A 13943-nucleotide genomic window follows, 5' to 3' on the forward strand; every position below is an offset into this window, starting at 1 on the left:
CACGATCAGAGAAGAATAAAAATGGGGTCAGATCGTATTATGAAGAAAAAAACAGGAATATCCGTTGTTTTTGCGGGACTGTTAGCTGTAATGGCAAACAGCGCCCTGGCGGGAACGCTGGCTGATGTAAAGGAGCAGAAATTTCTGACCTGTGGCGTTAATACAGGGTTATCCGGTTTTTCAAGCCCTGATGCTTCTGGCAAGTGGTCAGGCCTGGATGTGGATATTTGTCGGGCAGTGGCTGCAGCAACGCTGGGAGATGCGTCAAAAGTTAAATATATCCCCCTTACCGCCAAAGAGCGTTTTACGGCTCTTCAGTCCGGTGAAATTGATCTGCTTTCCCGCAATACTACCTGGACACTGACCCGGGATGCCTCTTTGGGGCTGAACTTTGCCGGAGTCAGTTATTATGATGGCCAGGGATTTATGGTTAAAAAAAGCCTGGGGGTGGGCAGTGCCAAAGAACTGGATGGCGCATCGGTTTGTATTCAGGCAGGCACCACCACCGAACTTAATCTGGCCGATTATTTCCGTTTACATGGCATGAAATATCAGCCGGTGGTATTTGATACCTCTGATGGTACAGCCAAAGGTTTTGATTCAGGGCGCTGTGATGTCCTGACTTCGGATCAGTCCCAGCTTTATGCCTTGAGACTTCGTCTTACTCATCCTGATAAGGTACAAGTCCTTCCGGAAGTCATATCCAAGGAACCCCTTGGGCCTTTGGTTCGTCAGGGCGATGACCAGTGGTTCAATATTGTAAAGTGGTCCCTGTTCGCCATGATAAATGCGGAAGAGTTGGGGGTCAGTTCAGCCAATGTGGATAGCCTGAAAAAGTCTAAAAACCCTTCTATTCGTCGTTTATTAGGTTTGGAGGGCCCTCAAGGTAAAGGGCTGGGGCTGGATGATGACTGGGCATACCAGGTTATTAAGCAGGTGGGTAATTACGGTGAGGTGTTTGATCTCAATCTGGGTAAAGGCTCTCCCCTTAAGATAGAGAGAGGGTTGAATGCCTTATGGAATGAGGGAGGCATTCAGTACGCACCACCTGTTCGATAAGCGCTATGACGAAACCGATTGTACAACGCCCCCATCCCGTGGCCAGGCTGTGGCGGGATACCCGGATCAGATCATTTCTGATCCAGGGTTTCCTGATTCTGGGTTTGTTGGCCACGGGTGGCTGGATTATCCATAATACCCTGATGAATCTTGAATCGAGGGGTATCAGCACCGGGTTTGATTTTTTATCGCAACAGGCCGGGTTTGGCATTATCCAGTCCCTTGTGGATTACAATGAATCCCATAGTTTTGGTAAAACCTTTGTGGTGGGTGTTCTTAATACCCTGCTGGTTTCAGTGCTGGGTATTGTTGTTGCCACGATTCTAGGCTTTCTAATAGGTATCGCCCGACTATCTTCAAACTGGTTATTGGCTCGCCTTGCAGGAGCATATATCGAGATATTTCGTAATATTCCCCTGCTATTACAAATTTTCTTCTGGTATTTTGCTGTGCTGGCGGCATTACCCCATCCAAGGCAAAGCCTGGCGCTTGGTGATGCCATTTTTATGAGTGTTCGGGGTATTTATATTCCTGGCCCGGTTATGGAAGGGAATACCTCCTGGCTTATTATCAGTTATGTGGCTGTTATTGGTATTTGTTTTTCTCTTTGGTATTTGAATCGGAAAATTTTGAATCCTAAAGGAAGGAATATCGCAGGGCTTGTGGGATGGGTTGGATTACTTCTGGTTCTACCCTTGCTACTGGGCAGCTTTATTGATGGGGGAATCAGCTGGGAAAAACCGGTTCTGAAAGGATTTAACTTTACCGGTGGTATTGCCATTATTCCTGAGCTATGTGCCTTATTAATGGCCTTAAGTATTTATACCGCAGCGTTTATTGCTGAAATTGTCAGGGCAGGGATTGAATCTGTCAGCAAGGGACAAAAAGAGGCGGCAACTGCCTTAGGGCTGAAACCCGGTGTGGTATTAAGGCTGGTTATTATTCCACAGGCCATGCGTGTTGTTATTCCTCCCCTGACCAGTCAGTATCTCAACCTGGTGAAGAATTCATCACTGGCAACAGCCATTGGTTATCCTGATCTGGTTAATGTATTTGCGGGTACGACTCTGAATCAGACGGGGCAGGCAGTGGAAGTCATTTCAATGACAATGGCCGTGTATTTGTTGATCAGCCTGTTAGTCTCACTGTTTATGAATATTTATAACAAAAAAATGTCGTTGGTAGAGCGCTAAAAGATTAACTATGCCAATTATTCCTGCGAGAAAACCACCCCTAAAAAGAAGCAGTGTCTCTGGCTGGTTCATTGAAAACTTATTCAGCTCACCAGCCAGTTCCATTCTGACACTGCTGATTTGCTATGGCGCCTATTTGGTTATCCCCCCGTTATGGCAATGGGGGGTGACAGATGCCCAGTGGTTTGGCAGTAGCAGTAACGACTGTGAAGGAAAGGGTGCCTGCTGGGCCTTTGTAACCACCCGGCTCAATCAATTTATTTATGGCTTCTATCCAGAAACAGAACAATGGCGTGGCAATGTGTTTTTTATTCAGCTGGCTGTTGTCATCAGTTGGCTGGTTATACCTAAAAGCCCATTCAAAACCCAGGTCCTGGCCTATGGATTACTGGCCATGCCCGTTGTTTCCTGGTGTCTGCTTTATGGCGGTTTTCTGGGGCTGGAACGGGTGGAAACCCACCTTTGGGGCGGGTTAATGCTGACACTGCTGTTGGCTCTGGGAGGGATGATTGCCTCTCTTCCCTTTGGTGTTCTGCTGGCTCTGGGTCGGCGTTCTTCAATGCCCGTGGTGCGGGCGGTATCTACCGCTTATATTGAGCTTTGGCGGGGAGTCCCTTTGATTACGGTGCTGTTTATGGCATCGGTGATGCTTCCACTGTTTGTTCCGGAAGAAGTGGTGTTTGATAAACTGCTCAGGGCGCTTATCGGTATCATTATGTTTCAGTCTGCCTATATGGCAGAAGTGGTTCGGGGAGGATTGCAGGCTATACCAAAGGGGCAATTTGAGGCATTTGAAAGCCTGGGGCTCAGTTACTGGCAGGGAATGGGATTTATTATCCTGCCCCAGGCATTACGGCTGGTTATTCCGGGTATTGTTAATACATTTATTGCCCTGTTTAAGGATACCAGCCTGGTGTTGATTATTGGTCTGTTTGATTTACTGGCGATTGTCCAGGCCGGGTTGAATGATCCGAACTGGCTTGGCAATGCGATAGAGGGCTATTTATTTGCCGGTCTGGTATTTTGGGCATTTTGCTTTGCTATGTCCCGTTATAGCCAGCGTCTTGAGCGGCTGCTGAAGCAAGAGCAAGGATAAAAATATGAATGCGGGTAGTGAACAGTCATCCCATATCATTGAAATTAGCGGACTGAACAAATGGTATGGCGAATTTCATGTACTACGGGATATTAATCTTAAAGTAACAAAAGGCGAAAAAATTGTTATCTGTGGTCCTTCAGGGTCAGGCAAATCCACTTTGATTCGCTGTATTAATCGTCTGGAAACCCATCAGGAAGGCGAGATTGTTGTGGATGGCACTTTACTGTCCCGGGATCTGAAAAACATTGAAAAAGTTCGCAGCGAAGTGGGCATGGTATTTCAGCAATTTAATTTATTTCCCCATCTGACGGTGCTGGAAAACTGTACCCTGGCTCCTATCTGGGTTCGTAAACAACCGGTGAAAGACGCTGAGGCCCTTGCCATGGAATACCTGAAACGGGTCAAAATACCGGATCAGGCGGATAAATATCCGGGGCAACTGTCGGGTGGGCAGCAGCAACGGGTAGCCATTGCCCGAAGCCTGTGTATGAATCCGGAGGTTATGCTGTTTGATGAGCCAACCTCTGCCCTTGACCCGGAAATGATTAAAGAAGTCCTGGATGTTATGATTGAGCTGGCTCAGGACGGTATGACCATGCTGTGTGTCACCCATGAGATGGGGTTTGCCCGCACAGTGGCAGATCGGGTGATCTTTATGGATGAAGGGCAGATTATTGAGGAGGCAGAACCCGAGGTGTTTTTCAGTGCGCCAGCTTCAGGACGAACCCGGGCATTTCTTGGGCAGATACTCTAGCCCGGATATAATATCTATACAAGCTAAGCACCTCGTTCCCGGCGTCCCCGCTGGGAATGCATACGGGTGTTTCAGCTTACTCAATAACTGTATGGATATTACGCTTCCCTGCACTGGTGATGTACTGGTTCAGTAACTGGAAATAAGAAGTATGGAAAAAATATTTGAAAACCTTATGTATTCAATACGATGGTTGCTTGCTCCCATATATCTCGGATTAGGCCTTGTGCTGGTGGCATTGCTGGTGGAGTTTTACCAGAGTATCTTTTATCTCATTACTCACGTGGTGGAGATGGGTGAAAGTGAGGTAACCCTGAAGGCATTATCACTGATTGATGTCACCCTGGTGGGCGGACTGGTGGTGATGGTGATGTATTCAGGGTATGAAAATTTTGTTTCCAAACTGGATATTAAAGAGGGCAGGGAAAAGCTCAGCTGGCTTGGGAAAATGGACTCCGGTTCCCTGAAGGCTAAAGTGGCTGCCTCCATTGTTGCCATTTCATCTATTCACTTGCTAAAGATTTTTATGGATGCCGGCAATATCGATAATGAAAAGCTCAAGTGGTATGTGCTGATTCACCTGACCTTTGTTATATCTGCCTTTGGTATGGGGTATCTTGACTATATAACCAAAAGGCAAAAAAGCTAAATCGCGCATAGCCGGACAATCGCAGTTTGATAGATCCGGGCAAGGCGCGCTTTGATGGTTTACCAGGGGAACGAGAAGCAGGCAGTAATCAGTGGGAGGGCCCCTGGTAGTCAAACTTGGGAAGTTCCAGCTTTAATCGCACTGCCAGCATTCTTAAGGTAAACCCTGTAACCAGAGTGATAATTACGACAATGGGTTGATTAAGGTCGAACATCATTAAACCAAAATAAAGCCCAATGGCCGCAAGGGATATGCTGGCATAGAGTTCTTTTCGGAAGACCAGGGGGACGTCATTACAAAGAATATCCCGCAACACTCCGCCAAAAACACCGGTGATGACCGCCATAATCGCGGCAATGATATAGCCATGCCCGAGGTCCAGTGTCTTCTGGGCGCCGATTATGCTGAACGTGATCAAACCGATGGCATCAAGAATTAAAAACAGCTTGAGCATTTTCTTCATGTAGTGGCTCAGGAGTATGGTAATCACTGCCGCTATTGCCGTGATAACGATATATTCAGGATGCTTAATCCAGGTGAGCGGATAGCTTCCTAGCAGCATATCCCTTACTGAGCCGCCGCCAATAGCTGTAATACAGGCAATGAATATGACACCTACCGGATCCATATTTTTGCGGCCAGCAGATAGCGCACCGGTCATGGCTTCAGCAGTGATCGCGATAACGTATAAAACTGTCAGCAACATTAAAGACTCCCAGGTGGGGTTAAGCAAAGAAGATTGAAAGGCGCGGGATAGTAACAAACTGTCTTGAGCTTCCTAATACGTACAACTAGCGCTGTTTCAGGTGTTTTGAAATGAAGAAAAGTCATATAATTCGTTTTTCGCAGAAATAATTATGATGATGGTGGGCGAAATGCTTTTCTACTATACGGATCTGCTGGGAACGGCCGTATTTGCTATCACTGGTATATTAGTAGCCTGTAGAAAAAATATGGATTTATTTGGTGCCTTTGTCCTGGCATTTGTGACGGCAGTGGGTGGTGGTTCGATTCGTGATATATTGCTTGGGGCTAATCCGGTTTTCTGGATAGGCGACACCAATTACATACTGGTGGTTATTGCAACCACAGTTGTAACCTTGCCATTGCGTCATTGGCACAAGCAGTTTTATTGGCCATTGCAGTTGCTGGATGCCCTGGGACTGGCCGTCTTTACTGTTATTGGTACCAGCAAGGCCTTGGCTTTCGGTGCATCACCCATTGTCGCTGTTATGATGGGTGGACTCACCGGTTGCGGTGGAGGAGCGCTGCGGGATGTGTTAGCGGGTGACGTCCCCATGGTGCTCAGGAAAGAGATTTATGCCTTTGCAGCCATTGCCGGAGGGGCGCTCTATATCGTGTTAGAGCCTGTTATGGGGCAGGGGGCTGATTTGACGGCCCTCACTATTTTTGTGGTGCTGGCCATCAGGGTATTGTCCCTGTACAAGGGAATATCCCTGCCTCCCTTTATGTTGCCCAACTTCCATGGACGCCAGAAATAGGCGTTATTGCAGATGGTTGATAGTTGATGGTGAAATACACTTTTCCATCAACTATCAACCCGCTGTTTGTATGTAAAAGCTGTGTAAATGTTGGCCTTTTATTGTAACTGGCTGAGAATATCTTCTGAATAAATAATGGTTTTTCTGTATTTATAATATGGATTCTGAGCTTATTGCGGCTTTGGGTAGGTGGTTATATGTAACCTTTGTCGTTAAAACGCTACGCTCTGAAACAAAAAGTAACAGACTGATCTGAAAAACCTCTATAAAATTCAGTCCGGTTATAAATCAAGTGACGAAGATCACAATATTCCCTGTGCAACTTCTCTTCCATTTCTACAAAAGGACGCACAGGTTTCGGGGTTTACACTAGGGGTTATTATGCAGTTCCCATTCAATCGCAAGGTTCTCCTTGCTTCCGCTGTTGCACTCGCCACCCAGGCCAGTTTCATCCAGGCTGCCGGATTCAGCGTTAATGAGCATTCCGCCAGTTCCATGGGGACAGCCTATGCCGGTCGTGCTTCCAATGCTGAAGATGCCTCTATTGGTGCAGCTAACCCGGCGGGTATTGCCCTGCTGGATAGCCATCAGGTTACTGTGGGTTCTGCGGTTGTCCTGGAGGGAGGGAATTTTGAAAATGGGAATTTTGATAACACACATGTTCCTGCTAGTTCTTCCAAAAGTGAAAACTTTCTAAAAACAACGGCAGTGCCTTTTGGTCACTATGTTTTACCTGTTAATGATAAGTTTACATTTGGCCTGAATGCCTATGCACCATTTGGTTTGAACCTTGATTATGACGATGAGTTTGCGGGTCGTTACTTTGGTGATAAAACTCTTATCGAGAATGTTAATCTGCAAAGCACCTTTGCCTATAAAATTCAGGAAAATTTGTCAATTGGTATTGGTCTGACAGCGTCTTATCTTAGTGGTGAATTAACACAGAAAAAATATAAGAATATTAGTGGAGTTAAACTCAAAGATATTGATGCCGTTGTTAAAGGTGATGACCTTGCCTTCACATGGAATGTTGGTGTTATCTGGAAGCCAAGTGATGTTACAACCTTAGGTGCTTCTTATCATGCAGCTACCAAATTTAAGCTGACAGGTGATATTACTGCTACTAATATCAATGTGCCTCTTATCGGTAATCTTGATTTCAAGCACAAAGGAGAACTCGAAGTAACCATGCCGGAGCGTGTGATCTTTAGTGGTACGCATCAGCTTAATGAGCAGTGGACTGTAATGGCTGATGCAGCATGGACTCGCTGGAGCCAACTTGATAGCATTACTATTGTTGATAAGGAAGCTACGTCTTTACAAAATGGCACAACACATGTACCAATGAATTGGCGTAATGTTTGGGCGCTGTCTGTTGGTACTGCCTATAAGGTGAATGACCAGTGGACATTAAAAACCGGTTATATGTTTGATCAGTCTCCAACTACAGATGATAACCGAACCGTTCGTGCGCCTGATAATGATCGTCACTGGCTAACTGCTGGAGCTAAGTGGAACGCAACAAAGGATATGACCTTTGATTTCTCCGCTGCTTACGTCATGTTGAAAGATGGCAAGATTACTGAGAATGCTCATGAGACCGATGGCTCCGTTGATGATGGCTATGGTACGCTGACCGGTGAATACAAAGACCAGGCTTCCTGGGTACTGTCCGCTCAGATGACCTACCGCTTCTAATCGATTTTTTCGAGTAACAGTGTGAAAAAAAACGGCATTTTTATATGCCGTTTTTTTATGGGCTATTTTTAACCCGGTCTACAGGATGGCTTGCATAGGGGGCACGCCTATTTAGCGGGCTATGGTATTGTAGATGAGTCAATGGATTAAGGATGTAGGCGTCATGTTAAGTGTAATAAATAAAATAGTGGCACTGGGACTGGCCGGGTTCCTGTTGGCAGGCTGTAGCACGGTGGAGAAAAGTGTCACTGGAGCTAATGAGTCGGTTGATACTGCTAAAGCCTGTGCTGCCCTGGAAAAAGTATTTTTAAATAGTGAGGATGGTTTTAAGGCCATTCGCCTGAAACCCCGCTTTCACAACAAGATCACTTTATGGAAGAGCAGCTATCAGGTGATTGAGGGGAGCTGTGAGATTTGGCAATGGTCTAACCGGTACAGCTATGTTTGCAGTCGTGTATTGCCCGATGAACTGACGGCGCAGCAAGTGTATAACCGTGCCAGGGAGCATATTAGCCAGTGCCTGACAGGTGCTGAACATGCATGGTCTGTACAGGCAGGTAGTTTGCCAGATAAAAAAGGAGAAAAAACAGACTACCTGCTAAACGGACAAGCTCGAGGGTCCCTGCAAAGAGTGCGAACTGGGGGTCTGTTCTCCAGCGACTGGACGGTGTATCTGCTGATAGACTCACCCAAACTTAACATTCCTTCATCGCGCTAGCCTGGCTGAACGGTGGTGAAGGTCGTAATTAATCTCGTTCCCAGCTTGAAAACCGGATATTTATAGCTTGCTTATTCTGCGAAGTGGCTCCTAAAGCGTGCCTTGCACAGGTCTATCGAATAATGGTGTTCTAACCGGGCGCGGTTTAGGCGGGCAGTCAGTAGAAAAAGTTATCAACCATCAACCTGGTCTCTGATAAAAATCCATTTATCGTCTGTGGACATGTCTTTATTAAACAGGTAGCCGGCATAGTCGAATTGCTTGAGTTTATCAGCCTGGGTAATGCTGTTATCAATGGCATAGCGACACATAAGACCCCGGGCTTTTTTGGCGTAAAAGCTGATGATTTTATATTGACCGTTTTTCCAGTCTTTAAACACCGGGGTAATCACTCTGGCCTGAAGCTGCTTTGGTTTGATCGCCTTAAAGTATTCATTGGAGGCGAGATTGACCAGGGTATGACTTTTTTGTTCAGCCAGTGTCTCATTCAGCTTTTCTGTAATCAGGTTCCCCCAAAAACTATAAAGATCCTTCCCTCTGGGGTTGCTGAATTTTATGCCCATTTCAAGACGGTAGGCCTGCATAAGATCCAGGGGACGGAGGATGCCATAAAGGCCGGATAATATTCGCAGGTGTTTTTGGGCAAACTGTAGTTGCTTTTCAGACAGGCTGGCGGCATCCAGTCCCACGTAAACATCTCCGGTGAAGGCCAGGGCAGCCTGTTTGGCATTGGTCAGGGAACATTGGGGCGACCATGCCTGATATCGGGCTGTATTGAGCTGTGCCAGCTTGTCACTGATACTCATCAGGCTGCCCAGTTGCGCTGGACTCAGCTGGCGAAGCTTATTGATAAGCAGCTCGGACTGATCCATAAAGTCAGGGGTGGTGTAGTTCCCTGTTGCTGCCGGTGTTTCGTAGTCCAGAGATTTGGCAGGGGATACAACAAGCAGCATAAAGGTTCCTTATAAACAGTCGTAAAAGAGCTTCCATAGTAGATGAGAGTCTGGGTCTTGGATAGGGGGGGCTATTTGTTTTCTTCAGCAGCCCCTATCCTGCTTCCGAAAGAGTACTCCCTGCGACCTGGCAGGGAGGTGAATTTCGTTTTCCATAGTGCTACTATGTATTTGTCCTTGTGACCTACCCTCGGACAGAGGGAAAGTAAAGTCTGTGGAGTTAATGTAAGTCTCTTTGAAGCCATAACCATGAAGCAGAAACCTGTGTAAAATCGCGAGAAAGTAGCACCCTGTAACAGGAATCCTCCAGCGATCTAGTGCAGCCAAGCGTTAAAGACCACACACCGTTCGCACTGAGCCTGTCGAAGTGCGGGGACTCTATCCTTCGACAAGCTCAGGATGAACGGGGTGTATACCTATCAACGCTTCGCTGCACTAGCTGGAGGAGGATGTCAAAAGTATGGTATAGGTGTGAGTTTGTGGTTTTTCTCTAAACAACCCCATAAGCCAACATGGCATTGGCCACTTTCTTGAAGCCCGCAATATTGGCACCTTTTACATAATCGATGTAATCACCCTCCCGACCATGCTCTACACATTGTTCATGGATTTTTCGCATAATAGTGTGCAGACGGTCTTCCAGCTCTTCAATTGACCAGGAAAGACGCATGCTGTTTTGGCTCATTTCCAGCCCGGATACCGCGACGCCACCGGCATTGGCAGCCTTGGCCGGGGCAAACAGTACACCCGCTTCCCGAAGGCAGTGACTGGCTTCCAGAGTGGCGGGCATATTGGCTCCCTCGGCAACAACCATACAGCCATTTTTAATCAAGGTTTTTGCATCTTCCAGTTGCAACTCATTCTGGGTGGCACAGGCAAAGGCCGCCTGGCAGGGGTATTGCCATACTGAGGTTTCGGGATTGAACTGGCAATGGAAATGCTCGGCAAACTCATTGATTCTTCCCCGACGGTTTTCTTTCAGGTCGATTAACCAGTCCATTTGTTCCCGGGACAGTCCTTCCGGTACATGAATGCTTCCGGATGAGTCTGACAGGGCAACAACATAGCCTCCCTGCTGCATAATTTTTTGGGCTGCATACAGGGCAACATTGCCAGAGCCTGAAACAACACAGCGTTTACCAGCCAGTTCCTGATTGTGCTTTTTTAATAGTTCTTCAGTGAAGAATACAGTGCCATAGCCCGTGGCTTCTTTTCGAATCAGGCTGCCACCAAATTCAAGGCCTTTTCCGGTAAGAACCCCCTGGAATTGATTTTCAAGCCGTTTGTACTGCCCGAACATATAGCTTATTTCACGGCTTCCGACGCCTATATCGCCGGCAGGAATATCGGTGTGGGCACCAATATGTTTATGTAACTCGGTCATAAATGACTGGCAGAAGCGCATAACCTCCCGGTCACTTTTGCCTTTAGGGTTGAAATCAGCCCCCCCTTTAGCGGCTCCCAGTGGCAACGTTGTCAGGCTGTTTTTAAAGGTTTGTTCAAAGCCGAGGAACTTCAGGGTATCAAGGGTAAGGGTCGGGCTAAATCTTAGCCCTCCCTTATAGGGGCCGATGGCATTATTAAACTGGACACGACAGCCGCGATTCACCCGGATATGTCCCTCATCATCTTCCCAGCACACTCGGAATAAAATAATGCGGTCGGGTTCCGTCATTCTCTCGAGAATACGTTCTTTGACATATTTCGGATGCCTGTTGATAAAAGGAATGACACTTTCGGCAACTTCTTGGACTGCCTGGTGAAAATCCGGTTCATTGGGATTTCGTTTCACCAGGCCATGCATAAAATCATCGAGATCGAGCTGATTTGAGAACATAGGTTGAGTACCTTGCAGCGGGTAACTTTTTTTAGGCATGATAAGCCTAGCGAGGAGTTTAACCGGCAAGGGGGGGCATATGCATATAAATCCGGATACGGTATCAGCCAAAGATATCTATAAGCTATTAACCAGCACAGTGACACCCAGGCCTATTGCCTGGGTTTCAACAATCAATCAAAAGGGAGGGGTTAATCTGGCGCCTTTTTCTTTCTTTAATATTGTTAGTGTTGCCCCACCCGTTCTGGGATTTTCACCACTACTTGATGGTAACGGGCAAAGAAAGGATACCCTTAATAATATTGAGTCTACCGGAGAGTTTGTGGTGAATATTGTGGGGCCGGATACCTTGCAGCAGATGAATCAGACATCGGCCTCATATGCCAGTGATATTAACGAAATGGCGGAAGTGGGATTAACTGAAATGGCATCCTGCAGAGTGTCTCCACCCTCGGTTAAGGAAGCGTTGGTTCATTTTGAGTGCACTCTTCATGACATTGTCCCGTTTGGGGATGATCCACTGGCAGGCAGTCTGATTCTGGGAAGTATCTGTCATATTCATCTGGATGATACCGTTTATGATGGTAATTATGTGGATGTCACCGTATTGGATACAGTAGGGCGTATGGAAGGAAGTTGCTATACGAGGACTCGTGACCGACTTGAATTAAAGAGGCCTGTATCCGTCAAAACAGATACAGGCCAGTAGGTTGTTATCGTAGGTCAGCAGAATCCTAGAGATGGGCTTCTGCGTAAGCAGCCAGTGGTGAGCGGGGAACGCCCTTGAGTTGTATGGACCCTCCGTTGGGGAAGTTCTTCAGACGCTCTGTCATATAGGTGAGTCCCGAGCTGGTGGGTGCCAGGTAAGGAGTATCAATCTGGGCCAGGTTGCCCAGGCAGATCACCTTGCTGCCAACCCCTGCGCGGGTAATGATGGTCTTGATTTGATGGGGTGTCAGGTTCTGGCACTCATCAATAATGATCAGGCTGTGCTGAAAGCTTCGTCCCCTGATGTAATTCAGCGACTTAAAATGAAGGGGTACTTGCTTCAGGATGTAATCCACACTGCCATTGGTGGACTCGTCATCGCTATGCAGGGCCTCCAGGTTGTCGGTGATGGCACCAAGCCAGGGTTCCATTTTTTCCGCTTCGGTTCCCGGCAGGTAACCAATATCCTCATCCAGTCCCCGGGTGGAACGGGTGGCGATGATTCGCCTGTATTGTTTACTGGCCAGGGTCATTTCAATGGCGGCGGCCAGGGCCAGGATGGTTTTTCCTGATCCGGCGGCACCGTTGAGGTTGACCAGATGTACGTCAGGGTCCAATAGCAGGTTAAGGGCCATGGCCTGATAAATATCAAGGGGGTGTAATCCCCAGGCCTCCTGGTTCATCAGGCTGTCAGTGCTCAGGTGTTGCAGTTGAACTTCTGTTTCTGTCAGCCCGATCACTTTAGCGATAAATCCCTGGTCATCAATCAGGAACTTATTGAGGTAAAGGTCTTCCTTTATCTCATCCTTGGACAGGTTATGGGTGGTAACTCCTTCCTGTTGACAGGTTTTTACCTGAGTCACCCTGTCCCAGAAATTACCGGGATAGTGGATATAGCCTTTGGTCAGAAGGCCAATATCCGAAACCAGCTGGTCATTGTGGTAGTCTTCGGTTGATATGCCACAGCCCCTGGCCTTAAGACGCATATTAATGTCTTTGGTCACCAGAGTGACTGGCTGGTTTGGATTATCCCGTTGGTACTGAAGAATATCGTTGATAATCCGGTTATCGTTATTGCTGGTGGGTAGTGTGGTGACATTATCCAGCGCATGATTCATCAGGATGGACAGCCGACCATTAGGGGGGCTTTTATCTCCCCGGGCAATGGGCACTCCCTCTTCGATTTCTGCCGGGGAGGCTGATCCGAGAATATGGTCAATAAGCCGAATAGCCTGTCGGCAATCCGCTGCAATGGTTTGCTTGCCGTTTTTAAGTTTGTCCAGTTCCTCCAGAACGGTGATGGGGATAACTACCTGATGTTCTTCGAAGTTGAGTATTGAGTTAGGGTCGTGGATTAAGACATTACTGTCTAGTATGTAAGTGGTTGTTTTACTTGAGTTGATCGGCCTGGTCTCCAAGGCGTTTCCCATAGGCGGCTCCATGTCCGTTTTTTTATGATCACTCAACTTTGATTCTTATCTAAAAGTGGGGAGTGGGCAAGCCTAAATTCATACAGGTAATAAAAAAATAATAATTGGATAGTTATCTATTTGAAAATGAATAAGTTCTTTTTAATATTACAAAGTTAACCACGTTCTTAAGGTAAAGCTTCCTGTTTTTCTATGCAGATCATATGAATAGGGAGGTGGAAGGAAAATAACTCCACACTCCTCCCTGGTGCAGCCAAGCATTAATATCCATACAAGATAAGCGCCTCGTTCCCAGCGTCCCCGCTGGGAATGCATATGAGTGCTTCAACTTATTCAGTGGTTG

At 47.0% G+C, this 13943-nt stretch carries 13 protein-coding genes; 9 read left to right on the forward strand and 4 right to left on the reverse strand.

The window, feature by feature from the left end; translation table 11 throughout:
- Positions 1-39: 39 nt before the first annotated feature.
- The 5 genes from MJ595_RS10135 to MJ595_RS10155 all read left to right on the forward strand — a co-directional run bounded on the left by MJ595_RS10135 (position 40) and on the right by MJ595_RS10155 (position 4754).
- The gene (locus MJ595_RS10135; protein ID WP_263322485.1) at positions 40-1059 is read left to right on the forward strand and encodes an amino acid ABC transporter substrate-binding protein; all 1020 of its coding nucleotides are present in this window, start codon (positions 40-42) and stop codon (positions 1057-1059) included.
- An 80-nt stretch (positions 1060-1139) separates the two neighbouring features.
- Positions 1140-2252 carry an amino acid ABC transporter permease gene (locus tag MJ595_RS10140; protein ID WP_263322486.1) on the forward strand — a complete coding sequence of 371 codons (1113 nt, stop codon included), beginning with the start codon at positions 1140-1142 and terminating at the stop codon, positions 2250-2252.
- Positions 2253-2262: 10 nt separating this feature from the next.
- Positions 2263-3348 (forward strand): amino acid ABC transporter permease, encoded by a 1086-nt coding sequence (locus MJ595_RS10145; RefSeq protein ID WP_263322197.1) that lies wholly within the window; start codon positions 2263-2265, stop codon positions 3346-3348.
- A 34-nt stretch (positions 3349-3382) separates the two neighbouring features.
- Entirely contained in the window at positions 3383-4105 is a 723-nt protein-coding gene (locus MJ595_RS10150) for an amino acid ABC transporter ATP-binding protein (RefSeq protein ID WP_263322487.1), read from the forward strand.
- A gap of 151 nt (positions 4106-4256) precedes the next feature.
- Positions 4257-4754, forward strand: a complete 498-nt coding sequence (locus MJ595_RS10155; RefSeq protein WP_263322198.1) for a TIGR00645 family protein — start codon at positions 4257-4259, stop codon at positions 4752-4754.
- 88 nt (positions 4755-4842) lie between these two features.
- Here MJ595_RS10155 and MJ595_RS10160 read toward each other — a convergent pair whose 3' ends face one another.
- Positions 4843-5460: a trimeric intracellular cation channel family protein gene (locus MJ595_RS10160; protein WP_263322199.1), complete on the reverse strand. Its 618-nt coding sequence runs from the start codon at positions 5458-5460 to the stop codon at positions 4843-4845.
- A gap of 169 nt (positions 5461-5629) precedes the next feature.
- On the opposite strand from MJ595_RS10160, the gene MJ595_RS10165 reads away from it, so the two are divergent.
- The 3 genes from MJ595_RS10165 (at position 5630) to MJ595_RS10175 (ending at position 8672) form a co-directional block, all read left to right on the forward strand.
- Positions 5630-6256, forward strand: a complete 627-nt coding sequence (locus MJ595_RS10165; protein WP_263322200.1) for a trimeric intracellular cation channel family protein — start codon at positions 5630-5632, stop codon at positions 6254-6256.
- A gap of 381 nt (positions 6257-6637) precedes the next feature.
- Positions 6638-7954 (forward strand): OmpP1/FadL family transporter, encoded by a 1317-nt coding sequence (locus tag MJ595_RS10170; protein ID WP_263322201.1) that lies wholly within the window; start codon positions 6638-6640, stop codon positions 7952-7954.
- Between the two features lie 133 nt (positions 7955-8087).
- The gene (locus tag MJ595_RS10175; protein ID WP_263322202.1) at positions 8088-8672 is read left to right on the forward strand and encodes a hypothetical protein; all 585 of its coding nucleotides are present in this window, start codon (positions 8088-8090) and stop codon (positions 8670-8672) included.
- Between the two features lie 173 nt (positions 8673-8845).
- Here MJ595_RS10175 and yaaA read toward each other — a convergent pair whose 3' ends face one another.
- Both yaaA and gdhA read right to left on the reverse strand, forming a co-directional pair.
- Entirely contained in the window at positions 8846-9625 is a 780-nt protein-coding gene (yaaA, locus tag MJ595_RS10180) for a peroxide stress protein YaaA (protein ID WP_263322203.1), read from the reverse strand.
- 490 nt (positions 9626-10115) lie between these two features.
- Positions 10116-11462: an NADP-specific glutamate dehydrogenase gene (gene gdhA / locus MJ595_RS10185; protein WP_263322204.1), complete on the reverse strand. Its 1347-nt coding sequence runs from the start codon at positions 11460-11462 to the stop codon at positions 10116-10118.
- A gap of 79 nt (positions 11463-11541) precedes the next feature.
- On the opposite strand from gdhA, the gene MJ595_RS10190 reads away from it, so the two are divergent.
- Positions 11542-12171, forward strand: a complete 630-nt coding sequence (locus tag MJ595_RS10190; RefSeq protein WP_263322205.1) for a flavin reductase family protein — start codon at positions 11542-11544, stop codon at positions 12169-12171.
- Positions 12172-12196: 25 nt separating this feature from the next.
- Here MJ595_RS10190 and MJ595_RS10195 read toward each other — a convergent pair whose 3' ends face one another.
- Entirely contained in the window at positions 12197-13600 is a 1404-nt protein-coding gene (locus MJ595_RS10195) for a PhoH family protein (protein ID WP_263322206.1), read from the reverse strand.
- Between the last annotated feature and the right edge of the window lie 343 nt (positions 13601-13943).

This window comes from Endozoicomonas sp. Mp262, assembly GCF_025643335.1.
Lineage (GTDB): Bacteria > Pseudomonadota > Gammaproteobacteria > Pseudomonadales > Endozoicomonadaceae > Endonucleibacter.

Bases quoted from the DNA above. Each gene is read 5' to 3' on its own strand.
- MJ595_RS10175 (WP_263322202.1), top strand. From the start codon at position 8,088: ATGAGTCAATGGATTAAGGATGTAGGCGTCATGTTAAGTGTAATAAAT.
- MJ595_RS10155 (WP_263322198.1), top strand. From the start codon at position 4,257: ATGGAAAAAATATTTGAAAACCTTATGTATTCAATACGATGGTTGCTT.
- gdhA (WP_263322204.1), bottom strand. From the start codon at position 11,462: ATGTTCTCAAATCAGCTCGATCTCGATGATTTTATGCATGGCCTGGTG.
- yaaA (WP_263322203.1), bottom strand. From the start codon at position 9,625: ATGCTGCTTGTTGTATCCCCTGCCAAATCTCTGGACTACGAAACACCG.
- MJ595_RS10135 (WP_263322485.1), top strand. From the start codon at position 40: ATGAAGAAAAAAACAGGAATATCCGTTGTTTTTGCGGGACTGTTAGCT.
- MJ595_RS10195 (WP_263322206.1), bottom strand. From the start codon at position 13,600: ATGGGAAACGCCTTGGAGACCAGGCCGATCAACTCAAGTAAAACAACC.
- MJ595_RS10170 (WP_263322201.1), top strand. From the start codon at position 6,638: ATGCAGTTCCCATTCAATCGCAAGGTTCTCCTTGCTTCCGCTGTTGCA.
- MJ595_RS10190 (WP_263322205.1), top strand. From the start codon at position 11,542: ATGCATATAAATCCGGATACGGTATCAGCCAAAGATATCTATAAGCTA.
- MJ595_RS10165 (WP_263322200.1), top strand. From the start codon at position 5,630: ATGCTTTTCTACTATACGGATCTGCTGGGAACGGCCGTATTTGCTATC.
- MJ595_RS10160 (WP_263322199.1), bottom strand. From the start codon at position 5,460: ATGTTGCTGACAGTTTTATACGTTATCGCGATCACTGCTGAAGCCATG.
- MJ595_RS10145 (WP_263322197.1), top strand. From the start codon at position 2,263: ATGCCAATTATTCCTGCGAGAAAACCACCCCTAAAAAGAAGCAGTGTC.